Here is a 23,556-nt window from a genome sequence, read left to right on the forward strand (position 1 = left end):
GTGCGGGGGCCGGGCCTCATTCCGCGGCCGTGACCGCTCCGGTCCGGCCCGACGGCCCGGATCCGGCCGGCAGGCCGCGGAGCCACCGGGCCTGCTCCGGCGCGCCGGAGGGGGCGTGCAGGGACGCCGTGTGCTCCACCACGGCGTCCACCGGCCGCGGTCGGACCCCGGGGTCCGACCTGTCCAGCCGCAGGAGGATCTCCACCGCCTCCACTGCCGGGCGGAGCACCCAGGGCAGGTCGTACCCGAGGGCCTCGCGGGCCAGCGCGGTCGCCCACAACGCCTCGGCGAGGCCCGGTTCGTGGGCGGCGGGGTGTTCCCGTGCCAGTCCGCGGTGGATCTCCAGCGCCTCCTCGACGGCGGCCAGCCCCTCGCGCGGCCGGCCGGCCGCCTCGTACCAGTCCGACAGGTTGGCCAACGCGGTGGCGAGGAAGAGCCCGTGGGCGGCGGGGTTCGTGCCGACGAGCCGGCGGCCGAGGGCGACGGCCTCCTCGGCGGCGGCCGTCCCCTCGGCCGAACGGCCCAGCCCCGCGTACCGGACCGCGAGGTTGTTCAGGGCGGAGGCGAGGCTGGGCTCGTGGGCGGCGGGGTCACCGGCCGCCAGGCGGCGCCGGATGCCGACGGTCTCCTCGGCCGCCGCCAATGCCTCGGTCGTCCGGCCGAGTTCGTCGTACCGGTCGGACAGGGTGTCCAGCGCGCCGGCGAGGCCGGCCGCACGGGCGGTGGGGTCCGCCGCCGCGGACGGGCGCAGCAGGGCGACGGCCTCCTCGGCGGCGGCCAGGCTCTCCGCCGGGCGGCCGGCCTTCGCGCACCAGACCGACAGGTTCCGCAACGAGACGATGAGTTCGGCGGGGTGGACGGCGGGGTGCAGGGCCGCCAGGCGGCGCCGGACCAGGACGGCCTCCGCCGCGGCGGCCACCGCCTCCGTGGTCCGGCCGAGGGCGCCGTACCCGGTCGACAGGTTGTGCAAGGCGGTGGTGAGCGCGGTTTCGTGGGCGACGGTGTTCGCCGCCGCGGACGGGCGCAGCAGGGTGACGGCCTCCTCGGCGGCGGCCAGGCCCTCCGTCCGGCGGCCGACCGCGTCGTAGCGGACCGACAGGGTGTTCAAGGTGCCGGCGAGGTCGGCCGCGTGGGCGGTGGGGTTCTTCGCCGCCCGGCGGCGCCGGATCTCGACGGCCTCCTCGGCGGCCGCCAGTCCGTCGGCCGCCCGGTCCAGCTCGCCGTAGCAGTTCGACAGGGTGTTCAGCGCGGTGGCGAGGTCGCCCTCGTGGCCGGCGGGGTTGGCGGCGGCCAGCCGCCGGAGCAGCCGCACGGCCTCCTCGGCGGCGGCCAGGCCCTCCGCCCGCCGGCCGAAGCCGCGGTACCGGACGGACAGGTTGTTCAGCGAGCTCGCGAGGTCCGCCTCGTGGCCGGCCGGGTCGGCGGCCGCCAGCAGACGGCGGATGGCGACGGCCCGCTCCACGGCGGCCAGGCCCTCGGCGCGCCGCCCCAGGTCGCCGTAGTCCACGGACAGGTTGTTGAAGGCCGAGGCCAGCGCTGCCCCGTGGGCGACGGGATCCGTCAGGGCCAGGCGGGTACGGATCTCCACGGCCTCCTCGACGGCGGCCAGGCCCTCCGCCCGCCGCCCGGCCTCCCCGTACCGGATCGACAGGTTGTTCAAGGAGTCGGCGAGGCCGGCCAGGTGGGTGTCGGGGTCCGCCGCCGCGAGCCGGCGCCGGATGGCCACGGCCTGTTCGATCACGGTCAGGGCCTCCGCCCGCCGTCCGGTGGCCCCGTACCGGACGGACAGGTTGTTGAGCGTCTCGGCGAGGTCGGCCAGGTGGGTACCGGGGTCCTCGGCGGCCAGCAGCCGGCGGACGGCCAACGCCTGCTCGTCGGCGGCGAGGGCCCGGTCGTGGTCACCGGCGTTGCCGTGGCGGACGGCGAGGGCGGCGTGCAGCCGGGCCCGCTCGGCGGGCTCCTCGGTGGCGGCCAGGCGGTGGCGCGTCAGGCGGGCGCAGAGCACGGCGATGCCGGGGTCGAGGTCGGCGTGGCGCCCCTCGGGCAGCTGGGCGTCGACGGCCTCCAGGACCTCCGGCGGCAGGCCCTCCAGGGCGGCCAGCGCGCCCAGGGCGGCCCCGCCCGCGCGCAGCGCCAGCTCGGGGCGGGCGGTGAGCAGCGGGACGAGCTGGGTCGCGGTGAGGTGGGGCCAGTCGGCGGCCGCCGCGATCAGCACGGTCAGGGCCGGCCGGGCCCAGCCCCCGGCACCCGGCGGCGCGTCCAGGAGCAGGGCCTGGGGAGCCGTGGCGGCCCAGGGGTCCGTACGGAACCAGCCGTGCCGGTGACCGGGGGTGCTCAGGGCCAGGAAGTCCTCGGCGAGCCGGTCGGGGTAGAGCGGCTCCAGCACCGTCCCGGCGTGCGGCCCGGCGGGCGGGTAGGGCACCGCGTGGTCGGCCAGGGCCTGGTCGGCGGCGCCGTCCGGGCAGGCCCGGACGGCGGTGAGGGCGGCGCGCCCCGCGGAGTGGTCCAGGGCGCCGGTCAGCGCGGCCGTGTACGCGGTGCGGGACAGGGTCTCCGGGGTGGCGGTGACGCGGCGGTTCTGGTGCAGGTACTCCCAGTGGTCGCGTTCGCGGTCCAGCAGGTAGGCGGAGATCCGTTCGGTGGATTCCAGGAAGTCCGTGGAGTGCCGTGTGCGGTGGGCGTCGACGGTGGCCAGCGCGGCCATGTGGACGGCGAGCACCTGGCCGAACCGGCCGGGGTCGGCCAGGGCGTCCGGCACGGGGGCCTGGTGGGCGCCGGAGACGTCCAGGGCGGTGGCGAAGGCGTCGCGGGCGGCCTCGAAGAGGGCGGCCGGACCGCTGTCGGGATCGTCGGTCAGCGGGGGCAGGGCCAGCTCGCCGGCGTCCAGGCCGAGGCGGTCCAGGCGGTTGGCGAGGGTCTGCCACCACGGCCCGGCCGGGCGGGCCACCAGCAGGACCCGGGCCGGGCGTCCCTGCGCGGTGCTGTGGGTGAGCAGGGTGAGCAGGTCGGTGGCCGGCCAGCGTTCCGCGTAGTCGGCGATCAGCAGGACGCCCGGCCCGGTGCCGGACGCCCCGGTGCCGGACGCCCCGGTGCCGGACGTTCCTGTGCCGGCTCCGCCCTGGCCCGCTGCGTCCTGGCCCGCTGCGCCGTCGGCCGTCGGGCCGGGGCCCGTCGTACCCGTGCCCACGGCGGCCGCCGGACCGGCCGGTGCGGCTCGCAGGGGAGCGGGGTCGCTGGTGTGCCGCGCCTGGAGGACGTCCCAGCCGGCCGCGCGGGCGGCCGCGGCGAACTGCGCCGCCAACCGGGTCTTGCCCTGGCCGCCGGTGCCGTGCAGCAGCAGGACGGAGGCGTCCCCGGGTGCGTCGCGCCAGGCGGTGAGCCGGTCCAGTTCCTTCCGGCGGCCGGTGAAGGGCACCAGGGCGTGCCGGGCCTGCAACAGCCGGGCCGGCTGGTGGCGGGCCTGCTCCACCGTCAGGCCCGGCCGTCCGGAGGGGAAGGCCGCCACCCCGTACGGCGCCGGCGCCGCCCTGGTCTCGTCGGTGACGATGGTGACGTCACCGCCGACCTGGGCGATCTGGTAGACCGCCCCGAGCACGGTCGAGCCCGCCACCCACTGCCCCGGCTGCGGCCGACCGGCTGCCGGCCCCGACGCCGAACCGGTCGGGGTGCCCGCGCCCCGGTCGCCCGCGGTCACGGCCCCGCCTCGATCTCGACGTCGCCCCCGGTGCCGCGCACCTGGGCGAGCGGACCGGTGGTGGTGGTGCCGCGGACCCGCTGCCGGTCGGGCGCCGGGCCGTCCCCCTGGGCGGGCCCGACGGGATCGTCCGGCGTCGGTGCCTCCCCGGCCGGCGCCTCGGGTGCCGGGACGGCCGGGCCACGATGGACGATGCGCACGCTCCCGCGCGTCCCGGACACCTGGGCGATGCCGCCCCCCACGCCGGACGCGTCGACCGACTGGCCGGACTGCTCGGACTGCCCGGACGGCCCGCCGCCCGCGGGGGCCTCCCCGCGTGACCGGCCGGCCGACTCGGCGCGCCCGCGCCGCAGGCCGGCCAGGGTGAGCCCCAGTCCGGCGATCGCCACGAACAGGCCCAGCACGCTCGCCCACTTGTCCGCCCGGTCCAGTCCCACAGCCCCCAGGTGGACCACCAGCCCCACCACGGCCGCGCCCCCCACGACGCCGCCCGCCCACGCCTGCATCCGTGCCGTCATGCCGTCATCATCGGCCCGCCGCACCGGCTCCGAGTAGCGGTCGGTACGGGCGGTGACAGACTCGTTACAGACCCGGTGGTCCGGCTCCGGGGCTGCTCACCGGCTCTGCCCGGCCCGGCCGGTCACCGCCGGCGCACCCGGGCGGCCAGCAGGGCGATGTCGTCCTCGGCGGCCCGCGGGGCCAGTTCGCCCAGGAGGGCGTCGAGCAGCCCGGGCAGCGCGCCCGTGGCGGGCAGCCGCAGCCCGGCGAGCCGGGCGAGAGAGGCGTCGATGTCCTCGCCCCGCCGCTCCACCAGGCCGTCGGTGTAGAGCAGCAGGACCTGCTCCGGCAGCAGGTCGCGGGTGGCCTGCTCGTAGCCGCCGAACCCGGTGCCGAGCGGTGGCCCGGTGGGCACCGTCACCAGTTCGGTCGGCTCCCCGGCGACGATCAGCGCGGGCGGCAGGTGGCCGGCACTGGAGAAGGTCCAGCGCCCGCGCCCCGGGTCGGCGAGGGCCAGCAGGCAGGTCGCGGGCCGGGCCGTCTCGTCCTCCGAGACGAGGGTGTCCAGCTGGCGCAGGATCCGGTGCGGCGGCAGGTCCATCGCGGCCACGTAGCGCAGCATCGAGCGGTAGTTGCTCATGTCCACGGCGGCCTCGACCCCGTGGCCCATCACGTCGCCGATGACCAGCAATGTCCGCCCGAACGGCAGCCGGACGGTCTCGTACCAGTCCCCGCCGACCACCGAGGTGGTGCCGGAGGCCAGGTAGCGGGAGGCCAGCTCCAGATTGGGGTGCGGGTTGCCCGGTTCGGCCAGCAGCGCCCGCTGGAGCTCCAGCGCGATGTCCTGCGAGTGGGCGTAGCGGCGGGCGTTGTCGATGCTGACGGCCGCCCGGCCGGCCAGGTCCTCGACCAGGGTGATGTCGTCCTCGGTGAAGCCCAGGGACGACCCGCGCAGCCGGGCCAGCGACAGCACGCCGGCCAGCCGGCCACGGGCGGTGAGCGGGACCACCAGGAGGGAGTCGATCCCGGCCGCGCGGTACGCCGCGAGGTCGCCGGCGTCGGCGGCGGGGGCGGCGAGTCCGGCGTCGGTGAGCAGGTTCGCGGCCACCGGCCGGCCGGTGGCCAGGCTGCGGGCGGCGGCCGAGCCCTCCCGGTGGCGCACCGTCCCGCCGGGGCGGGTGAGCGCGTCGAGGTGCGGGCGCAGCTCCGGCGCGCAGGCGACCGCGGTGCGCCGCAGCCGCGGCAGGCCGAGGACGGTGCCGCCGTCGCGCTCCGCGCTGCCGGGCGGCAGCACGTCGACGGTGGTCAGGTCGGCCAGTCCGGGCACGGTGAACTCGGCGAGCTCCGTACAGGTGGTGTCGATGTCCAGGGTGGTGCCGATCCGGCCGGCGGCCGCGTGCAGCATCGCCAGCCGGGCGCGGGCCTGCTCCAGGTCGTGCCGCCCGCGGTCCTCGGGCCGGGCGTCCTCCAGCAGGACGGCGATCAGGCCGGCCGGCCGCCCGGCCAGCTCCAGCCGTTTGTAGCGGGCCCGCGGGCCGCCGGCCGCCGCCTCGCGCGGGCGCCCGTCGGCCAGCACCAGGCGCAGTGTGTGGGCGGCGGCGGCCTGCGGGGTGCCGGCGAGCGGCCGGCCCACCAGTTCGGCCTGCGACAGGCCGGTGGCCAGGACGAACGCGGGGTTGACGTACTGCCAGCGGAGGTCGGGGTCGAGCAGCCCGACGCCGACCGGGAGCTGGCCGAGCACCTGGCCGAGCAGTTCGGCGCTGCCGGTGGCGAGGGCGGCGGCCGCGGCTTCGGCCGAGGCGTCGGCAGCCTCCCGGCCGGAAGCCTGCGGGTGCACCGGGCCCTCCTCGCTCGCCTTGCTGTCAACGGGACACTGTCCATGATCGGGCGACTTCGGCCGGGCCGCATCCAGGTCTCATGGGCGGGTCGTCCCGCCCGCCCCGGCCCGGACCGGCCTTGACGGTACGGCCTGCCGTCGTGGGCGAGCCCTTTCCACGACTGGGCGATGCCGCGGGTGGCCCGCCGTGCCGACTGCCGGCCGCCGGTCGCCGCTCACGCCAGGGTCACGTGCATGCCGCCCTCGGCGAGGACCCCGAGGACCGCGGCGAACAGGTCGTGGGGCCGGCCGTCCCACGCCAGTCGCCGGGACAGGTGCTCCCGCGCGGTGGCGGCGTCCCGCCAGAGCAGGGTTGCGGGGGCGGTGCAGCCGAACCGGCCGCCCAGGCAGTCGTCGACTGCGGCCAGGCAGCCGCCGAAGTAGCCACCGGGCCCGTTCACCGCCTCGCCGAGCGCCAGGTAGAGGCCCGGCTCGTCGGTGACGTGCCTGCCGTCGAGCTGGTAGGCGTGGCCGGCCGGCCGCGGACGGTGCGGGCCCCGGCAGCCCCGGTCCTGGACGAGGTGGAGCCAGGCCCCGCGCAGCCGGGTGTCCAGGGCGGCCCAGGAGCCCGGCGCCTCGGGCGGCCCCGCGAACCACCGCTCCAGGACCGGCCGGGTGTGGGACGGCAGGGGCGCGAAGGAGCCGTCGTCGAGCTCCAGGTCGATCAGGCCCGCTCCGTGGGAGGAGGGGTACCAGGCGCTGATCCTGGCCGGCAGCGGGTGGTGGGTGAGCGGCTCACCCCGGTCGTCCCGTATCTCAAGGTCGGCTCGCTCCAGGTCCAGGGCCCGTCGGGTGCCCTGCGCCAATGCCGCCCGCAGCCGTTCGCCCGGGGCGAGCCCCCGCAGGACGAGCGGGCGCCGGGCCCGCTCGGACGGCAGTACGCGGGCGAGTTCCCGGCAGGAGCCCAGCCACCGGTGTCCGTCGTGCAGGCGGACGGCACCCCGGTGCCCCTCGGGCGGACCTTCGTAGTCGTCCCGTCCGGCGAGCACCAGACCGTCCGACCCGGGGGACCGCCGCAGGGCCTCCACGTCCTCCAGCAGCCAGGGGTCCGGTTCCTCCGGGTCCTCCGGCACCAGCCACACCCGGTTGCCGACCCAGCCGGACACCTCTGCCGGAGCGGTCCAGCCGAACAGCTCGTACGTCCCACGCGGGGGTTCCCCGAAGAGTCCCTCCACCTCGGCACAGCTGCCCAGGGCACGGCCGTGCTCCATCCCGGTCAGGGTGTACCGGACGGGGGTGGGGCGGCCCGGCCCGCACTGGTTCTCGTCCTCGTGCACGGTGGGCATCCTGCCGGGAGCGACCTCCCGTGGCGAGGCCTTTTCCCCGCCGTCGGTCACGATGCCCCGGCCCGCACGTTCCTGGGGCGCCGACGGACCGGCGAGGGCGTCCGGCCCGGGGGCCGCTGGGGCCCCGGGCCGTCCACCTGCGCCGTCCGTTCAGTCCCGGGCCGGGCGCCGGGCTCGGAGTCGCGCGGCCTGCGCGAGGGCCGCGTAGCCGGTGAGGGCGAGGGCGGCGCCCGTGGCTGCGCCGAAGGCCGTGGTCGGCACCAGTTGGACGAGGGGGCTGTCCGGCAGCAGGGTCCAGCGCCGGAGCACCCGGTGCGCGGCGCCGAGCAGGGCCGCGCCGGCGGTCAGGCCGAGCACCACCGGAGGCGGCCAGGGCGCCGGCCGGACCCGGGCGGGAGCGGCGGTGCCCCCGGCGCTCCGCAGCAGCCGGCCGAGACAGTGGGCCAGGACGCCCAGTGCGAGCGCCGAACTGCCGTACTGCACGACCTGGTACAGCGGCACGCCGGCCACCGGCCGGGCCAGCACCGGCAGCAGCCGGACACCGGCCCGGTCGTGGTGGGTGAAGGCGTCCCAGCCGGCGTGGGTGCCCGCACCGATCGCGGCCGAGACCGCGAACCAGGCCACCGCCCCCGGCCGGGCCCGGGCCCGAAGGGGCCGGACGGGCGCCGTGAGCGCCTGGGCGGCGGCGGCCGCCCGGGGCGGCAGCAGGGCGACCAGCGGGGCCCGCAGCAGGCCGTGCCACACCAGGACCACCAGGGCGGTCAGCACGACGTCCACGGTGGGCACGCCCCACCAGGCATGGGTGACCGACCCGAACCCGAACGCGCCGGGCATCACCGAGTCCGCGAAGTAGGGCAGGTCCGGCACGGTGGAGCCGGCCACCAGGGCGGAGGCGACCAGCGGGCCCCGGCCGCCGGCGCGCCCGAGCAGCGGCAGGACGGCGGCGGGATGGCTCAGGGTGAAGGGCATGAGGTCCGCCTCGGCAGGCCGGCGCGGGCGGTGGAGGACGGGCCCGGCGGCAGCGGGCACCCGCTGCCGGGGCAGCCCGGCCCGCCCGGCCGCCGCGAGGTCCCCGGCCGCCGGGCGGTCAGCAGTCGCACCCGCAGTCGCATCCGCAGCAGTCGCAGCCGTCCCCGCAGCAGCTGCACCCGTCGCCGCAGCACTGGCAGCCGTCGCCGCAGCACTCGGCCTTCTCGCAGCACTCCTGCCGTGCGCACCAGCCCTCCCGGCGCTGCCCGTTGAACGGGTCGTCGTGCTCGCAGCACATCAACTGGCAGCTGCAGGCCATCAGCGTCCACAGCGCGCAGCCGGCGAGCAGGTTGCGCGGCGGGCGGCCGTCGCCGCCCGGGGGCGGGCCGAAGTCGTGGTCCGGCGGCCGCTGGTAGGGGTTTGGGCCGGGCGGCGCCTGTTGCTGGGAGGCCTCGGCGGGGTGCCCGGGCGCGTGCCCGGCGGCGGGTGCGGTGGCGCAGGCCCCGGTGTGCGAGTGCCGGCGGCCGAAGACCCGCTCGACGGCGCGCTCGGTCTCGTGGCCCAGCAGGGCGTGCGTCAGCGAACGGTCGGTCAGTTCCACCTCGCGCAGGGCCAGCCGGATCCCGTGGACGGCGTCGCGGCAGAGCCGTTCGGCCTCGGCCCGGTCGGTGCCGGTCGCGGTCAGCGGGTTCCAGGCGCCGGTGGCGGCGTCCTCGGCCTGGTCCTCGGCGGCGTCCAGCAGGTGGGCCAGCCGTCCGAACAGCCGGCCGGCCTCGGCGAGCGGTGCCGCGTTGCCGGGCCGCCCGGCGAGGACGGCGGTGTGGGCGAAGGCGGCCGCGGTCGCGCTCTCGGTCGGCTCGGTCACCAGCAGGACCGAACTGCCCGGCCGGGCCGCCCGTTCCAGCTCGCCCTGGCGGGCGCCGGCGGTGAGCAGCACACCGGTGTCGAACCCGACGGCGGAGCCGCTGCCGGCGCTCTGCCGGTCCCACCGCCGGGTCACCGCCCGGGCGCCGACGGCTATCGGACGCCGGGCGAACAGGCCGTCCCGGTCCTCGACGTGGTCGCGCATCTTCACGGCGGCGAGCGCGAGCGAGACGGCGGCGGCCAGCTTGGCGCCCTCGCCCCTGGCGACCTCGGCGGTCCGCATCCCGCGCAGCGGGCAGGGCCCGGCGGTGCGCCGCCAGGAGCCGTCCGCCTCGGCGGCCTGGGCCTCCACCAGGACGGAGATGATCAGCCCGTCGTAGTTGGTGGCCGTCCGCGCCAGCTGTCCGTGGTTGTCCCGCAGGGCCAGGCAGAGCCCGCACAGGTGCGCCGTCCAGGAGCTCCGGAGCCGCTCGGACAGGCCGTGCCGACAGGGTCTGATGATGCCGAACATGGTCCCCCTCGTCCCCACGGGCCACCCGGCCCGCCTGATCGAGGGCCAATTGTACGATCACCGCCCGCCGCGCCCTCCGGCCCTCGGGGCCGGACGCCGCACCCGGACCGGAGACCCGGGGACGAGCGGCGCGCAGGCCGGCGGCGGGGCGGGGCGGGGCGGGCGGACCAGCCCCGGGCCCTCTGGCGGCATCCCGGGAGCGGGATAACATCACAGAAATGGGAATGCCCGACAGTACGCCAAGTCCCGGCCCACAGGCCGGGTACGCCGTCGCCACCGCGGCGGGAGCCCGCTCCACCGCCGCCGGCCCGGTCCGGACCTCGACCGCGACCGTGACCCGGAGCCTGACCGGGACGGCCACCGCGACCCGGACCGGGTTCGCGACCGTGACCGCCCCCGTCCGTGCCGCCGCCGGGTTCGCCGTCGTCCGTGCGGCCGCCGTGACCGCCCCCGCCCGTGCCGACGCCGGCGGGGTGCGCCGTGGCTGAGCGCTTCGACCCGGCCGGGCGGCGGGTGCTCGCCGTCTGCATCGCGGCCGGCTTCACCACCCTGCTCGACCAGTCCGTCCTCAACACCTCGGTGCCGGCCCTGCGGGACTCCCTGCACGCCCAGTCCGCCCAGATCCAATGGGTCGTCGCCGGGTTCTCGCTGGCCTTCGGCCTCGCCCTGGTGCCCGGCGGGCGGCTCGGCGACGTCCGGGGCCGCCGGACGCTGTTCATCACCGGCCTCGCCGTGTTCACCGGCTTCAGCCTGCTCTCCGCCACGGCCACCCACCCCTGGACGCTGGTCGCCGCCCGGCTGCTCCAGGGCGCCGGCGCCGGCCTGGTCAACTCCCAGATGATCGGCACCATCCAGGACGTGTTCACCGGTCAGCAGCGGGCCCGGGCGCTGGGCCTCTACGCCGTCACCGGCGGGCTGGCCACCGCGCTCGGGCCACCGGTCGGCGGCCTGGTCCTCGCCCTGGCCGGGGCGCAGGACGGCTGGCGGCTGACCTTCCTGCTGAACGTCCCGTTCGGACTGCTCACCCTCTTCCTCGCCGCCCGCTTCCTGCCGCCGCCGCGCTCCAGCACCGGGCACCCCGATCTCGACCCGGTCGGGCTGGTGCTGGTCGCCGCCCTGACCCTGGTCGTGATGGTGCCCTTCGTCCAACCGCCGGGCGCGGTGGGCGCGGTCGGCTACCTGGCCGCTGCGGGCGTGCTCGCCGCCCTGTTCGTCCACTGGCAGCGCCGCTACGCCCGTGCGGGCCGGCACCCGCTGGTCCATCCGGCGCTGGCCCGCTCCCGGCCGTTCGCGCTCGGCACGGTGGTCGCGATGGCGCAGTTCGGCTCCTCGATCGCGGCCGGCCTGGTGCTGATCATGTTCCTCCAGGACGGCCTCGGGATGTCGCCGATGGGCGCGGCCGTGGTCAGCCTGCCGGCCGCGCTGGCGATGGGGCTCTCCTCCGCGCTGGCCTGGCGGGTGGTCCGGCGGTTCGGCCGGCACACCGTCACGGCCGGGATGGCGCTCTCCGCCGTGGCGCTGCTGGCCGGCGGCCTGGTCGCGCTCCGGGCACCGGCCGCCGTGCTGCCGGTGGTCCTCGCCCTGATCCAGTTCTGCGGCGGGATCGCCATCGGGCTGGTGAACGCCCCCAACCAGGCCGCGGTGCTGCGGCACGCGCCGGCCGAGGCGGCGGGGGTGGGCGGCGCGATCCTGCAGATGTCCCAGCGGATCGCGGCGGCGGTCGGGGTGTCGGCGCTGTCCGGGGTCTACCTGCGCGGCACCTCCGCCGGCGACGGGTCCGGGCACCGCACGGCGTACTTCTACGCGAGCGCCACCTGTGCCGCGATCGCGGCGGCGGCCGTGGTGGTGTCGGTGTTCGCGGCCCGGGCGGCCGAGGCGTCCCCGCTGCCGGCCGCACCCGTGCCGGCCGCACCCCGGCCGCCCGTTCCGCTGCCGGTCGACGGCCGGGGGCCGCGTGATCCCGCCGCCCGGGTGCCCGCGGCCGGACCTGGGCGCCCGGACGGGCCCGCGCCGGGCTGAGCCGCCGGTGGCCCTCGTGGCGCGCCGCACCCGCGAGGCCCTCGCCCCGCCCCGGCCCGGTCCCTGTCGGGCCGTCACGTCCGGTTCCGCCTTCGCGCCCGGGCCCCGGACACCCCTGAACGCCACGTCCGATTGCCGCCGGACACCTCGTGGGCGAACCGACAGCATCGTCATGTCAGCACAACCGACGAGGAAGAAGAGCGGACATGACTGCGGTACTGGACGGCAAGGTGGCCCTGGTGACCGGCGGCAGCCGGGGGATCGGAGCGGCGGTGGCCCTCCGGCTGGCCGAGGACGGCGCCGATGTCGCGCTGACCTACCTGGGCAACGCCGAGCGGGCGGCCGACGTGGTGGACCGGATCAAGGCGCTCGGCCGCCGGGGCCTGGCGGTGCGGGCCGACAGCGCCGACCCGGCGGCCGTCCGCGCGGCGGTGGACCAGGCCGCCGCCGAGTTCGGGCGGCTCGACATCCTGGTCAACAACGCCGGGGCCGGGGTGCTCGGGCCGGTCGAGGAGCTGTCGGCCGCCGATGTCGACCGGGTGCTGCAGGTCAACGTCCGGGCGCCGTTCCTGGCCGCCCAGGCGGTGCTGCGGCACATGGCCGAGGGCGGCCGGATCATCACCATCGGCAGCTGCATGTCGGAGCGCAGCGCCTTCGCCGGCGGCTCGCTGTACGGCATGAGCAAGAGTGCGCTGAACGGGCTGACCAGGTCGCTCGCCCGCGAGCTGGGCCCCCGGGGGATCACCGCGAACCTGGTGCAGCCCGGCCCGATCGACACCGAGATGAACCCCGCCGACGGCCCGGCCGGCGAACTGCAGCGGAGCCTGACCGCGCTCGGGCGCTTCGGGCAGCCCTCGGAGGTGGCCGCCATGGTGGCCCACCTGGCGGGGGACGGCGGCCGGTACGTCACCGGTTCGGCGATCCTGGTGGACGGCGGGTACGCGGCCTGAGCGCCGGCGGGCGGTCCGGCTCCTCGGCCGGCCCGTCCGCCGGCCCGCTCCTCGGCCGGCCGGTCGCCTTGGCCGGCCCGTCACCCTCGGCCGGCCCGCCGTCGGCGGTCAGCCGGCGGGTGGCGCCACCGGCACCGCGCGGAGCCGCTCCAGCACGGCGTGCAGGTCGGTCCGGACGCGTTCGGCGAACGGCTCGTGCCCCACCGGGTCGTAGCCGCGCGGGGTGGCCTCGACCAGCATGATCAGGTCCAGGTAGACCCGGTACAGGTCGATCCGTCGGGCGGCCTCGGGGGTGATCTCGAAGTCCGGCCCGACCACCGAGCGGTACCCCGCGAGGAAGTCGGCGTCCGCCGCGATGTCGCCGAACAGCGAGGGTGACACCAGATCGGCCAACGGGTCCCCCCAAAAGGCCCGTTCGCCGTCGATGACACCGCTGATCGTGGGTCGGCCGGCCTCCTCGGCGAGCAGGACGTTCCCCTCCCAGAGGTCGAAGTGGACCAGCGAGGGGACGGTCACCGCGTCGAGCAGCCAGGCGCGTTCGCGGACCAGGGCCAGCAGTTGCTCCGGGTCGACGGGCAGGGGCACCGCGTACCGGCCGGCGTCGGCGAGCACGTCGTCCAGCATCCGGCCGAAGGCGTCCCGCCAGGTGGGCGCCGGCCCGTGCTGCGGGTAGCCGAAGCCGGTGCCCCGGACGGCGCGCAGCCGGCCGGTCAACTCGCCCAGGTCCCGGCGCAGTCGGGCCTGGTCGGCGTCGCTCAGTCCGGCGCGGGCGCGGTCCCAGCCCGTGCCGGGGAGGTGGGACATCAGCAGGTAGTCGCCGTCGACCAGCCGCCGGTCGAAGTCGGCCGCGATGACCTGGGGGACCGTCACCTCGGTCTGCGTGCCGACCAGCCGGTAGAACTCGGTCTCGGTCCGCATCAGCCCGTGCTCGTAGGTGAGCAGCGGGGTCGCGGGCGGCGGCGAGATCTTGAGGACGGCCGTCCGCCCCGACGGACCGAGGGTGATCCGGTAGGCGGCGTTGAAGGTGCCGCCGGTGAGCTCCTCGACCCCGGTCACCTCGGTGTCCGGGGCGCAGGACGCGGCGACGACGGCGCGGATCTCCTCCAGGCCGAGCTGGTGCTTCGTGGCGCTGTGCATGGGGCCCTCTCGCGGCTGGTGCTCCCAGGCCGGCCGGGCCGCCGCACCGGTGCGGCCGGGTGCCGTGAGGTGCCGGCCCGAGTGCCGGCCGACGGGGCGGCGCGGGCCGGAGGGAGAACGTTCTCCGGGACATCGGGACGCTACCGGGATCCCCCGGCCGTGGTCAACAACGGCCGGACGGCCGTCGCGTGGGCGACGGCCGTCCAGGTCGTCCGGGCCGGTTCAGGTCGTTCGGGCCGGTCCGGGCGGGCCGGCCGCTCAGATGCCCGTCTCGGCGGGCAGCCGGCCGCTGCGGATGGCGGCGACCAGGTCGGCGTGGTCCGCCTCGGTCCGGTCGGCGTAGGCCACCGCGAAGGCGGCGACCGCCTCGTCCAGCGCCTCGCCCTTGCCGCAGTACCCGCTGATCAGCTCCGGCTCGGCGGTGTGCGCGTGCGCCCGGGCCAGCAGCGCACCGGTGATCCGGGCGTAGTCGTCCAACTGGGCGGGCAGCAGCGCGGCCGGGTCCACGCTGCCCTTGCGGTTGCGGAACTGCCGTACCTGGTAGGGCAGTCCGTCCACGGTGGTCCAGCCGAGCAGGGTGTCGCTGACCACCTGCATCCGCTTCTGGCCGAGCACCACCCGCTGGCCCTCGTGCGCCGGCACCTCGCGGACGGGGTAGCCGGCCCTGGCCAGGTGCGGCAGCAGCACCGACGGCCGGGCCTCCTTCACCTGCAGCACCAGCGGCTTGTCCCGGTGGTCGGTCAGCAGCACGACGTAGGAGCGGGTCCCGACACTGCCGGTGCCGACCACCCGGAAGGCCACGTCCTGCACATGGTGCCGGGAGAGCAGCGGGCGCAGCTCCGCCGGGACGGTGTCCGCGTACGACGCGAGCGAGCCGGCGACCGAGGCGGCGACCTCGTACGGCACCTGGCTGAGCACCGGGGGAGCGGCCGTGAAACGCCAGTGGCCCTCCGCCTCGCGCACGGTGGACTTGGCCGCGAAGCGGGCACTGGTGTTGCCCAGCGCCTTGGCCGAGACCTTGTTGAGCACCTCGGTCAGCTCGTGGGCGTCGGTGACCGCCACCAGGTGCTCGTCGGCGACGGCGTTCCAGGCGTCCAGCGCGGGCAGCTTGGCGAGCGCCCGCATCGTCCGCCGGTAGGAGCCGGCCGACTCGAACGCGGCCTGGCGGGCGACCTGTTCGTCGGCGCCCACCTCGCGCGCGGCGAGCACCAGGCTGGCGGCGAGCCGCTTGAGGTCCCACTCCCAGGGGCCGGGCACGGTCTCGTCGAAGTCGTTGATGTCCATCACCAGCCGGCCCCGGGCGTCGCCGTAGAGCCCGAAGTTGGCCGCGTGCGCGTCACCGCACAGCTGGGCGGTGATCCCGCTGGTGGGGGTGTGCGCGAGGTCCGCCGCCATCAGGCCGGCCGAGCCGCGCAGGAAGGCGAACGGCGTGGCCGACATCCGGCCGAGCCGGATCGGCACCAGGTGCTCCAGCCGGCCGGCGTTGGAGGCCTCGATGGCCTGCACCGCGCCGGGCCGGTCGGCGGCCGGCGCGAACTCGGCGTGCTGCTCCCGGGTCGCGTTCTGCCGCAGCACCTTGCCCCGCCGCTTGGCCGACCCGCCGGGTCTGGGGGCGAACCCCGCCACCGCGAACCCGTGCGCCGGCGTGCCCGCCGCCCCGTCGGCGTCCGCCACATATGTCGTTTCCGTCAGCCCCACCGCTACCGCCCCGTCCGATCCACGCGCCGCCGCCCACGGCGGGCCGCCCCTGTCGCGATGAAGGCTACCCACCTGCGGCGGGCCGCCGACATCCGGAGTCCGGGGTAGCGGCGACGGCCGCCCGGCCGGCCCGTCGTAGGGTGGCGGCCATGAGTGATCTCCGGGGGGACGCCGGCCTCGTCAGGGTCCGGGCGGGCGCGGGCCTGGCGGCCCTGCTGACGGTGGCCGCGGGCCTGGGCGTCCGGGCGGTGGCGGGCGACGAGGCGGCCAAGTACGCCGGTGACGCGCTCTACACCGTGCTGCTCCACACGCTCGTCGTGCTGCTGGCGCCCCGGACCCGCCCGGGTGCCGCCGCCGGGGTCGCGCTGGCGGTCAGCTGGGCGGTGGAGTTCGCCCAACTCACCGGTGTGCCGGCCGAACTGTCGGGGCGCAGCACCCTCGCCCGGCTGGTGCTCGGCTCGACCTTCAACCCGCCCGACCTGTTCTGGTACCTGGTGGGCGCGCTGTTCGCGACGGCGGCGCACTCGGCGGTGCCGGGGCTCGCCCGCCGGGTCCGCCGACCGCGGGGTGCGGCCGGCGGAATTCGGCGGACGTCCTGACGGAGCCGGCCGATCGCCTTCCCCGGAGGTCGGGCGGTTGAGGCCGGGGGGTCAGCCGCCGACGCCGTCGGCCAGCGGCGCGGGGGCGTCGCGGCCGGCGGGCCCGCCGTCCCGGGGGCGTCCGGCGGGGCCGTCGGCGGCGAGCCGGGCCGGCCACCAGGTGCGTCCGCCGAGGTCGTGCACCAGCGCGGGCACCAGCAGCGAGCGCACCAGGAGGGTGTCGAGCAGGACGCCGAAGGCGACGATGAAGGCGATCTGGGCGAGGAAGGCGAGCGGGATCACGCCCAGGGCCGCGAAGGTCGCCGCCAGCACCACGCCGGCCGAGGTGATCACCCCGCCGGTGGCGGTCAGCCCGCGCAGCACGCCCTCCCGGGTGCCGTGCCGCCGGGACTCCTCGCGGACCCGGGTCATCAGGAAGATGTTGTAGTCCACGCCGAGCGCCACCAGGAACACGTACCCGTACAGCGGTACCGAGGGGTCCGTGCCGCTGAAGCCGAACACGTGCGGGAAGACGATCGCGCAGACGCCGAGGGTGGCCAGATAGGAGAGCGCGACGGTGGCCGCCAGCACCAGCGGGGCGACCAGCGAGCGCAGCAGGAGGACGAGGACCGTCAGGATGCAGAGCAGCACCACCGGGATGATGGTCGTCCGGTCGTGCCGGGCGGTCGTCCGGGTGTCGAACTGCTGGGCGGTGTACCCGCCGACCTTGGCGTCCGCGCCGGGCACCGCGTGCACGGCCGCCCGCAGGCGCTGGACGGTGGCCATCGCCTCGTCGCTGTCGGCGGCGTCGGCCAGGGTGACGTCCAGTCTGATCCGCCCGTCGGCCACCCGGGCCGGCCCGTCCGGCGCGCCGCCGGTGTAGGGCCTGACCCCGCTCACCCCCGGGACGGCCGCCGCGGCGGCGGTGGTCCGCTCCGCCGTCCCGACCTCGGCGATCACCACGGCCGGGTTGCCGGACCCGCCGGGGAAGTGCGCCGAGAGCAGCTGCTGGGCGGTCACGGAAGGCTGCTTCTTGATGAACAGTTCGCTCTGCGGCACGCCCTGCGCGTTGAGCGTCGGGGCGAACGCGGCACAGGCGGCCAGCACGGCGAGGGCGGCCACCCAGGTGGCCCGCGGCCGGCGTCCGACCAGGGCGGCGACCCGGGTCCAGATGCCGTGCACCGGGACGCGGCCGTCGGCGGGCGGCCGGGCCGGCCAGTAGGCGGCCCGGCCGAGCAGGACCAGCGCGGCGGGCAGGAAGGTCAGCGCGGAGAGCACGGCGCAGCCGATGCCGATCGCTCCGACCGGCCCCAGGGAGCGGTTGTTGGTGAGGTCGGAGAGCAGCAGTACCAGCAGGCCGAGCGCGACCGTCAGCCCGGAGGCGGCGATCGGCTCCACGGACTGGCGCCAGGCGATCCGCATCGCCGTCCAGCGGTCCTGACGCAGTTGCAGCTCCTCGCGGAACCGGGCCGACAGCAGCAGGGCGTAGTCGGTGGCGGCGCCGATCACCAGGATCGACAGCAGGCCCTGGATCTGGCCGTCCACCCGGACGATCCCGTGCTTGGCCAGCACGTAGACGATGGCGCAGGAGACCCCGAGCGCGAACACCGCGCCGATGATCACCAGCAGCGGCAGTACCACGCTGCGGTACACCGCGAGCAGGATCACCAGGACGACGCCGAGCGCCACCCCGAGCAGGATGCCGTCGATCCCGGCGAAGGCGCTGCCCAGGTCGCTCTGCAGGGCGGCCGGGCCGGCCAGTCCGACGGTGCTGCCCGGCACCCCCTCGACCTGCGTCCGGACGGCCGCCACGCTGTCGCCGACCGTCCGGCCGAGGTCGGCGCGGAGCGCGACCACGCCGGACAGGGCCCGCCCGTCCTCGGAGGGCAGCGCGGGCGAGAAGGCCCCGGTCGCGCCGGGCACCCGGGCGGCGGCGCGCAGCGCCGAGTCGGCGGCGGTCCGCTGGTCGGCGGTGACCCGGCCGCCGCCGTCGGCCTGCCAGACCACCACGACGGGCAGCGTGGCGTCCCGCTCGAAGGCCTTCCGCAGCCGGACCACCTCGGTGGACTCCGCGCTCTGCGGGAGGAAGGCCGCGCTGTCGTTGGTGGAGACCTCGCCCAGCTTGCCGGCGTAGGAGCCGAAGGCGCCGCCGAGGCCCAGCCAGGCGACCAGCAGGAGCAGGGGGATGAGGAATCGCGTACGGCGGGTGGATCTCGTCATGGCGGAAGTCCTTCGTGCGTGTCCGGCGTGGTGCCGTCGGCGGGCCCGGCGCGGGAATGATATCTCAATGATTGAGAGACTTAATCGTTGCAGTTCTTCTCCCGGTCCGGGTCCGTCGCCGGCCGGCGCCTAAGCTGGGGCCCACGGCGGGCGCGTCCGGCTCCTGCGACCGTACGGACGGAAGGTGACCTTGCCCCAGCAGCACGCGCCGGTACCCGGGCCCGAGACCAGTGGCGAGGACCGCGGCGACCCGCAGATCGAACGCCGGGAGCTCGGCCGGCTGCTCCAGGGCCTGGCCTCCGAGATGAACCTGCTCGGACACGACTTCGCCGCCTCGCAGGGCCTGCACGCCACCGACGTCCAGGCGCTGCTGGCCGTGATGCGCGGCGCGGGCCCCGGCGGGTCCGGGACCGCGGGCACGGAGCCGGGCGCTCGGAGCGGTACCGGGCCGGACGCGGAGGCCGCCGCCGTGACGCCGGGGCTGCTCCGCGAGGAGCTGGGGATCACCTCCGGCGCGGTGACCGCCGTGCTGGACCGCCTGGAGCGGGCCGGCCACGTGCACCGCAGCCGCGACAGCGCCGACCGCCGGCAGGTCCGGGTGCACTACAACCCCGGTGCCAGCCGGATCGCCACCGCCTGGTTCACACCGGTCGCCGAGCGCACCGACATCGTCCGGGCCGACTTCACGCCCGCGGAACTGCGGGTGGTGGCGCGGTTCCTGGGCCGGATGACCGAGGAACTCGCCGCCCTGCGGCAGGAACGGCGGACGGGTGCCGAGGCCCGTCCGGACGTCCGTGCCGAAGCCCGTACGGGAGCCCCTGCCGAGGCCCGTTCGGACGTCCGCCCCGACGCCGGACCGGACGCCGCCGGCTGACCGTGCCGCACCGGGGCGGGCCCCGTGGCGGCCGGCCCGGCCCGCCCGCTCAGCGGCCCAGGTCCTGGAGGACCTCGCGTGCCGCCCTCGTCCCGGAGGCCATCGCCCCCTGCAGCGAGCCGGTCGCCCGATGGTCCCCGCACACGTAGCGCCCCGCGCCGAACCGGCTGGAGCGGATCAGCGGCCATGGCGCCGGCATCGCCGGCAGCGCCTCCCGCACGGTGTACGAGGCGAGATGCTCCCAGCCGGAGGTGTCCGTCCCGTGGAGCCCGGCCAGCACCGACCGCACCTCCGCCTCCTGGCCGTCCGCTCCCTCGCCCAGCACCGAGGTGGAGACCAGCGCGCGGCCGTCCGTCGCGTACCCGGGTGCGACCTCGCTGAGCACCACCGTGTTCAGCACCCGCCGCGCCGAGTCCACCAGCAGGGTCGGTTCGGCCAGCGGTGGCGCCGGGGCCGCGTGGTACAGCGTGGTCACCGTGCGGGTGGCGGGCACCGCCAGGCCCGGCAGCAGCGCGGCGGCCGCCCCCGGACCGGTCGCCACCACCACGGCCCGGGCCGGCAGTTCGGTGCCGTCGGCGAGCGCCGCCCCGGCGGCCGTCAGCTCCCGGACCGGCGCGCCCAGCCGCAGCACCCCGGCCGGCAGGCCCGCCGCGAGCTGCTCCGGCACGGCGCCGATGCCGGCGTCCGGCAGGCAGAGGGTGCCGCGCAGCATGCTGCGCCAGACCAGGTGGAAGTAGCGCGCGGAGGTCTCCAGCTCGTCCTCCAGGAAGACGCCGGACAGGAACGGGCGGAGGAAGTCCTCCACCAGCGCGGACGAGACCCCCGCCGTCGCGAGGGCCGTTCGGGTGGAGGTGTCCCGGCCGCGGCGCAGCACGGCGGGCGGGAGTAGCCCGTCGCGGGCGGCGAGCAGCCCGAGGGCGGCGATGTCCCGCCCGGAGCCGAGCCGCCCCGGCAGCAGGTCCGCGGCGGCCCCGGGGCGCCGGGTGGGATCGGTGAACCGCAGCCGGCCGCGCGGGGTCTGCACCAGCACGCCCGGGGTGAACGGCCGCAGGCGCAGCTCGCGCAGCCGGAGCCGCCGTTTCACCTGCGGGTACGAGGTGTTGAACACCTGGAAGCCGCGGTCCAGCAGGAACCCGCCGCGCCGGTCGGTGCGCACCCGGCCCCCGACCGCCTCGGCCTGCTCCACCAGCAGCACGTCCAGGCCGGCCGCCCGCAGGTCGAGGGCGCAGGCCAGGCCGGACGCCCCCGCGCCGACCACCAGGACGTCGTGTTCTCGGGTGCGCTCTGCCGGCATCTCGCGCCGCCTCTCGGGTGACCTGCTGTCAGGGATCCGGCACCGACCCTAGGGCCTGACCGGCCGTCGGGCCGGGATCAGCGCGCCGGGCCGGGCGGCTCCAGTTCGCCCACCGCCTGGCTGAGCGAGTGCAGCCGGGCCACCCCGGGCGGCAGGTCACGGCCGGTCCAGCCCGGCCCGGCGGCGTAGAGGGCGGCGTGCTGGCGGGCGCCGGGCGGGCCCCACCGGGCGGTGCTCAGCGCGGCCAGGCCGCGGGGGTCGGCGCTCGACCGGCTCTGGCTCCACAGCACGACCGCGGCCGGCCCGGTGCGCAGGACCGCGGCGGTCAGCCCCACCGTCGGCACGCCCGCGCCGAACAGCCGTACCGGGACGCGGCGTTCGGTCAGGGCGGCGGCGAGCGCCTGCAACGGCAGCACGTGCATCTCCTCCGGCGCGGCGGCCAGCAGGACGGCCCGCCGGCCCGGGTGCTCCGGCGGGGTGTCCGGGCCGACCCGTTGCAGGGCGCGGCCGATCGCGCAGGACAGCAGGTGCTCCACCTCGACGTACCGGCCCCCGGACACCGCCCACTTGGCGCCGACGGCGCGCAGCACCGGGGCGGCCAGCTCCTCCCAGGTGGCCACCACCCCGTGGGTGGCGAAGCCGGCCGTCAGCAGTTCGTGCATCGCCGGGTCGTCGAGCCGGACGGCGGCCCGGGCGAGCCCCCGGCAGAGCGCGCCGGCCGGGCCGACGGGCAGGGTGTGGCCGCCGCCGACCCGGCCGGCCGGCCGGTCCTCGGCGGGGGCGTCGCCGGCGCGGACGGGTGGTGATGTGGCGGGTGCGGGTGCGGGTGCGGGTGCGGGTGCCGGTGCGGCGGGTGGCGGGGCGGCGGGTGCCGCGGCCGCGCCACCGGCCGGGTCCGTCGGCGCGGGCGGTCGGTTGCAGACCCGCGCCGCCTCGGCCGGGGGCAGGCCCTGGGCGGTCAGGTGGCACATGGTTTCGAGCCGCTCGACGTCCGGCGGGAGGTACCGGCGGTGGTGGCCCGGACTGTGCCGGTCGGGACCGATCCCGTAGCGGCGCTCCCAGCTGCGGATGGTCGTGGGCGAGACACCGAGCCGGCGGGCGAGCGCACCCGTGGTGATCCCGGCGTCCTCCTGGGCGGCCGTGCCGTCCTGGACAGCGACGTCCTGGACCGTCGGGTCCTGGACGGCCGGGGTCCGGACGGCCGGGTCCTTGTCCGGGCCCGGCAGGTCCGCCGGGACCGCGGGCGGGGCGGCCGCCGGCCGCGTGGCCGCGCCCGGTCCGCCGTGCTGGGACAACGGTCTCGGCATCCGGACCTCCAGGGCCGCTCGGGCACCGCCCCGCCGGCCCTGGCCGCTCGGTGCGGCCCGGACCGCTGCGGGATCGATGCGACGTCCCCTCCACGATGCGCCGGAATCCCGCGCGATCCAAAACGGCGACGGGGCGTGTTGACCCGGGCCCGGTGTGTGGGCTAGGCCGTGTCTGACAATTCGCGCCCGGCGGGAATTGTCAGACACGGCCTAGGCCCCGGCCCGCGTGCCGGGCGGGCCGCGCCGCCGGCGGCACGACCTTGCCGCGCCTGTGCGACGGCCGGTCACCCGCGCCCCCGCGCGGCCGTCAGTGGCCGCCCCGGGGTTCGTTGCAACCACCCTCCAGGTACGGGCCGTGCGCCTCGATCCGCGGGGTGGCCGCCAGCGTCCCGGTCAGGCAGGGGCCGGCCCCCGGGATCCACAGCGAGAAGCCGACCGTGCCGCCCGAGCTGTGCACCTCGCCGCCCTGCGTGGGATAGCCCAGCCGTTCGAGCTCCGCCCGCAGCTCGGCCTCGCCGAGGGTGGCGGCCCGGCCGGTGGCCCGGAGCGCCGTGGTGATCCGCGCCGCATGGGCGTCGCCACGGCATCGGGACTGCGGGGTCAGCTCCACGGTCTGTTTGTAGGCTTGGTTCTCGGCGTACTTCCTTGCCGAGGGGTCGTCCAGGGCTCCGTCCGGGACGCCGGCGGAGGCCGACGGGGACGGCGCCCGGGCCGTGCCGGCGTCCGCGCAGCGGGCCGCGACCTCCGGGAACAGCGCGTCCTCCTGCGCCTGCAGTTCCGCCACGCCGGGCGGTGTGGTGGCCGTGGCCGGAGCCTTCGCCCCGGCGGCGGCGCCCGACGGGCCGGAGCCCACGTCGCTCGCACTCCGCTCGCCGCAGCCTGCCAGCAGCAGGACGGCCGTCGCCACGGCCACCCCCGCCGTCGCGATGAACCCTTGACGCCTCACCGGTACACCCCCTGCTCCGCGCCCGTCGGGCGCGCCCCTGCCCGTCCGTGTGCGTACGGGCGAACACATTCTTGCCCACCGCGGCCGGGGACGGGCCCGGGGGAGGCCCGTCGCCCCGGTCGCCGGACCGCCCCGGAGCCGGCTACCACCGGGTGAAGTCCTCGGACAGCTCCCCGGCGAGGTGGTTCCGGGCGTGGGCGCGCATCCGGGCGGCGTAGCGCGCGTCCCCCGCGGCCGCGGAGTAGCCCTCGCCCGTCACGGTGATCACCCCGGCCGTGTCGGCGAGGTAGACGTCCAGGCCGGGGTACATCAGCTCGATGCACGGCAGGTCGTCGATGTCGAGGGCGAGGACGGGGTGTTCGCCGCACCCGTCCGGCTCCCCGACGGCCAGTACCCGGCGGGAGTCGGAGCCGCCGGGCAGCAGGAAGCACTCCGCGAAACGCTCCGACAGCGGGTCGAAGGTCTGGCCCCAGCCGTCGCCGAACTCGGCGCGGGCGATCTCGCCCAGGGGGCGCGGGGTGAGCACCAGGCCGCCGTCGGCGCCGTCCGCCGGGCCGAACCAGCCGGAGCGGCGCAGGAATCCGCTGTCGAACGCCAGCCAGCGGCGCAGGCTGGGCGAGAGGGCCCGCCCGCCCGGGAGGGTGAGCGAGGCCAGCGCCGCGGTGGGCACGGGCCGCGCCCGCCCCTCCACCAGCCAGGGCCCCGCGAACCGGTTGTGGTCGAGGACGAGCCGGAGCGGGTCGGCCTCGACGGAGCTGATGGCGCGTTCGGTGAGTGCCACGCCGTGGTCGGCGGAGGTGGACGAGGTCATCGGTCCGGGCGTCCTTCGGTGCGG

18 protein-coding genes are annotated in these 23,556 nt (G+C 77.3%); 5 read left to right on the plus strand and 13 right to left on the minus strand.

Annotated features, from left to right (window positions below; all coding sequences use genetic code 11):
- Positions 1–16 precede the first annotated feature (16 nt).
- The 6 genes from IE329_RS23095 to IE329_RS23120 all read right to left on the minus strand — a co-directional run bounded on the left by IE329_RS23095 (position 17) and on the right by IE329_RS23120 (position 9,698).
- Complete coding sequence (locus IE329_RS23095) at positions 17–3,610, minus strand: tetratricopeptide repeat protein (protein ID WP_190212867.1); 3,594 nt, start codon at positions 3,608–3,610, stop codon at positions 17–19.
- 80 nt (positions 3,611–3,690) lie between these two features.
- Positions 3,691–4,212, minus strand: a complete 522-nt coding sequence (locus IE329_RS23100) for a hypothetical protein (protein WP_190212868.1) — start codon at positions 4,210–4,212, stop codon at positions 3,691–3,693.
- A 122-nt stretch (positions 4,213–4,334) separates the two neighbouring features.
- Positions 4,335–6,029, minus strand: a complete 1,695-nt coding sequence (locus IE329_RS23105) for a SpoIIE family protein phosphatase (protein WP_190212869.1) — start codon at positions 6,027–6,029, stop codon at positions 4,335–4,337.
- A gap of 215 nt (positions 6,030–6,244) precedes the next feature.
- Entirely contained in the window at positions 6,245–7,354 is a 1,110-nt protein-coding gene (locus IE329_RS23110) for a barstar family protein (protein ID WP_190212870.1), read from the minus strand.
- Positions 7,355–7,504: 150 nt separating this feature from the next.
- Entirely contained in the window at positions 7,505–8,323 is an 819-nt protein-coding gene (locus IE329_RS23115) for a DUF4184 family protein (protein WP_190212871.1), read from the minus strand.
- Positions 8,324–8,441: 118 nt separating this feature from the next.
- On the minus strand, positions 8,442–9,698 hold the full coding sequence (locus IE329_RS23120) for a DUF5685 family protein (protein WP_190212872.1): 1,257 nt from the start codon (positions 9,696–9,698) through the stop codon (positions 8,442–8,444).
- A gap of 218 nt (positions 9,699–9,916) precedes the next feature.
- Here IE329_RS23120 and IE329_RS23125 point away from each other — a divergent pair, with 218 nt between their 5' ends.
- The 3 genes from IE329_RS23125 (at position 9,917) to IE329_RS23135 (ending at position 12,667) form a co-directional block, all read left to right on the plus strand.
- Positions 9,917–10,186, plus strand: a complete 270-nt coding sequence (locus IE329_RS23125) for a hypothetical protein (RefSeq protein WP_190212873.1) — start codon at positions 9,917–9,919, stop codon at positions 10,184–10,186.
- Positions 10,179–11,717 carry an MFS transporter gene (locus IE329_RS23130; RefSeq protein WP_229927682.1) on the plus strand — a complete coding sequence of 513 codons (1,539 nt, stop codon included), beginning with the start codon at positions 10,179–10,181 and terminating at the stop codon, positions 11,715–11,717. Before IE329_RS23125 ends, IE329_RS23130 begins: the two co-directional genes overlap by 8 nt.
- 206 nt (positions 11,718–11,923) lie before the next feature.
- Positions 11,924–12,667, plus strand: coding sequence for an SDR family NAD(P)-dependent oxidoreductase (locus tag IE329_RS23135; protein WP_190212874.1), 744 nt, complete (start codon positions 11,924–11,926; stop codon positions 12,665–12,667).
- A gap of 108 nt (positions 12,668–12,775) precedes the next feature.
- Here the strand turns inward: IE329_RS23135 and IE329_RS23140 are convergent, their stop codons facing one another.
- Both IE329_RS23140 and IE329_RS23145 read right to left on the minus strand, forming a co-directional pair.
- On the minus strand, positions 12,776–13,804 hold the full coding sequence (locus IE329_RS23140; RefSeq protein WP_190212875.1) for a phosphotransferase family protein: 1,029 nt from the start codon (positions 13,802–13,804) through the stop codon (positions 12,776–12,778).
- A 258-nt stretch (positions 13,805–14,062) separates the two neighbouring features.
- Positions 14,063–15,478: a DUF2252 domain-containing protein gene (locus IE329_RS23145; RefSeq protein WP_229927683.1), complete on the minus strand. Its 1,416-nt coding sequence runs from the start codon at positions 15,476–15,478 to the stop codon at positions 14,063–14,065.
- Positions 15,479–15,651: 173 nt separating this feature from the next.
- On the opposite strand from IE329_RS23145, the gene IE329_RS23150 reads away from it, so the two are divergent.
- The gene (locus IE329_RS23150; RefSeq protein WP_190212876.1) at positions 15,652–16,101 is read left to right on the plus strand and encodes a ribosomal maturation YjgA family protein; all 450 of its coding nucleotides are present in this window, start codon (positions 15,652–15,654) and stop codon (positions 16,099–16,101) included.
- A 51-nt stretch (positions 16,102–16,152) separates the two neighbouring features.
- Here IE329_RS23150 and IE329_RS23155 read toward each other — a convergent pair whose 3' ends face one another.
- Positions 16,153–18,300 (minus strand): MMPL family transporter, encoded by a 2,148-nt coding sequence (locus tag IE329_RS23155; RefSeq protein WP_190212877.1) that lies wholly within the window; start codon positions 18,298–18,300, stop codon positions 16,153–16,155.
- A 184-nt stretch (positions 18,301–18,484) separates the two neighbouring features.
- Between IE329_RS23155 and IE329_RS23160 the strand changes: the two genes are divergently transcribed.
- Positions 18,485–19,174, plus strand: coding sequence for a MarR family winged helix-turn-helix transcriptional regulator (locus IE329_RS23160; RefSeq protein WP_229927684.1), 690 nt, complete (start codon positions 18,485–18,487; stop codon positions 19,172–19,174).
- Positions 19,175–19,223: 49 nt separating this feature from the next.
- Here IE329_RS23160 and IE329_RS23165 read toward each other — a convergent pair whose 3' ends face one another.
- The 4 genes from IE329_RS23165 to IE329_RS23180 form a co-directional block, all read right to left on the minus strand.
- Positions 19,224–20,468 carry an NAD(P)/FAD-dependent oxidoreductase gene (locus IE329_RS23165; protein ID WP_190212878.1) on the minus strand — a complete coding sequence of 415 codons (1,245 nt, stop codon included), beginning with the start codon at positions 20,466–20,468 and terminating at the stop codon, positions 19,224–19,226.
- Positions 20,469–20,545: 77 nt separating this feature from the next.
- The gene (locus tag IE329_RS23170; RefSeq protein WP_229927685.1) at positions 20,546–21,775 is read right to left on the minus strand and encodes a MerR family transcriptional regulator; all 1,230 of its coding nucleotides are present in this window, start codon (positions 21,773–21,775) and stop codon (positions 20,546–20,548) included.
- A gap of 307 nt (positions 21,776–22,082) precedes the next feature.
- Positions 22,083–22,721: a hypothetical protein gene (locus tag IE329_RS23175; RefSeq protein ID WP_190212879.1), complete on the minus strand. Its 639-nt coding sequence runs from the start codon at positions 22,719–22,721 to the stop codon at positions 22,083–22,085.
- A 142-nt stretch (positions 22,722–22,863) separates the two neighbouring features.
- Positions 22,864–23,532, minus strand: coding sequence for a hypothetical protein (locus IE329_RS23180; RefSeq protein WP_190212880.1), 669 nt, complete (start codon positions 23,530–23,532; stop codon positions 22,864–22,866).
- Between the last annotated feature and the right edge of the window lie 24 nt (positions 23,533–23,556).

Origin of the sequence: Kitasatospora indigofera (assembly GCF_014655955.1) — a bacterium.
Classification (GTDB): Bacteria; Actinomycetota; Actinomycetes; order Streptomycetales; family Streptomycetaceae; genus Kitasatospora; species Kitasatospora indigofera.

Excerpts from the sequence above, each read along its gene's own strand:
- IE329_RS23100 (WP_190212868.1), bottom strand. The coding sequence starts at position 4,212 with ATGACGGCACGGATGCAGGCGTGGGCGGGCGGCGTCGTGGGGGGCGCG.
- IE329_RS23110 (WP_190212870.1), bottom strand. The coding sequence starts at position 7,354 with ATGCCCACCGTGCACGAGGACGAGAACCAGTGCGGGCCGGGCCGCCCC.
- IE329_RS23115 (WP_190212871.1), bottom strand. The coding sequence starts at position 8,323 with ATGCCCTTCACCCTGAGCCATCCCGCCGCCGTCCTGCCGCTGCTCGGG.
- IE329_RS23120 (WP_190212872.1), bottom strand. The coding sequence starts at position 9,698 with ATGTTCGGCATCATCAGACCCTGTCGGCACGGCCTGTCCGAGCGGCTC.
- IE329_RS23125 (WP_190212873.1), top strand. The coding sequence starts at position 9,917 with ATGGGAATGCCCGACAGTACGCCAAGTCCCGGCCCACAGGCCGGGTAC.
- IE329_RS23135 (WP_190212874.1), top strand. The coding sequence starts at position 11,924 with ATGACTGCGGTACTGGACGGCAAGGTGGCCCTGGTGACCGGCGGCAGC.
- IE329_RS23140 (WP_190212875.1), bottom strand. The coding sequence starts at position 13,804 with ATGCACAGCGCCACGAAGCACCAGCTCGGCCTGGAGGAGATCCGCGCC.
- IE329_RS23150 (WP_190212876.1), top strand. The coding sequence starts at position 15,652 with ATGAGTGATCTCCGGGGGGACGCCGGCCTCGTCAGGGTCCGGGCGGGC.
- IE329_RS23155 (WP_190212877.1), bottom strand. The coding sequence starts at position 18,300 with ATGACGAGATCCACCCGCCGTACGCGATTCCTCATCCCCCTGCTCCTG.
- IE329_RS23165 (WP_190212878.1), bottom strand. The coding sequence starts at position 20,468 with ATGCCGGCAGAGCGCACCCGAGAACACGACGTCCTGGTGGTCGGCGCG.
- IE329_RS23170 (WP_229927685.1), bottom strand. The coding sequence starts at position 21,775 with ATGCCGAGACCGTTGTCCCAGCACGGCGGACCGGGCGCGGCCACGCGG.
- IE329_RS23180 (WP_190212880.1), bottom strand. The coding sequence starts at position 23,532 with ATGACCTCGTCCACCTCCGCCGACCACGGCGTGGCACTCACCGAACGC.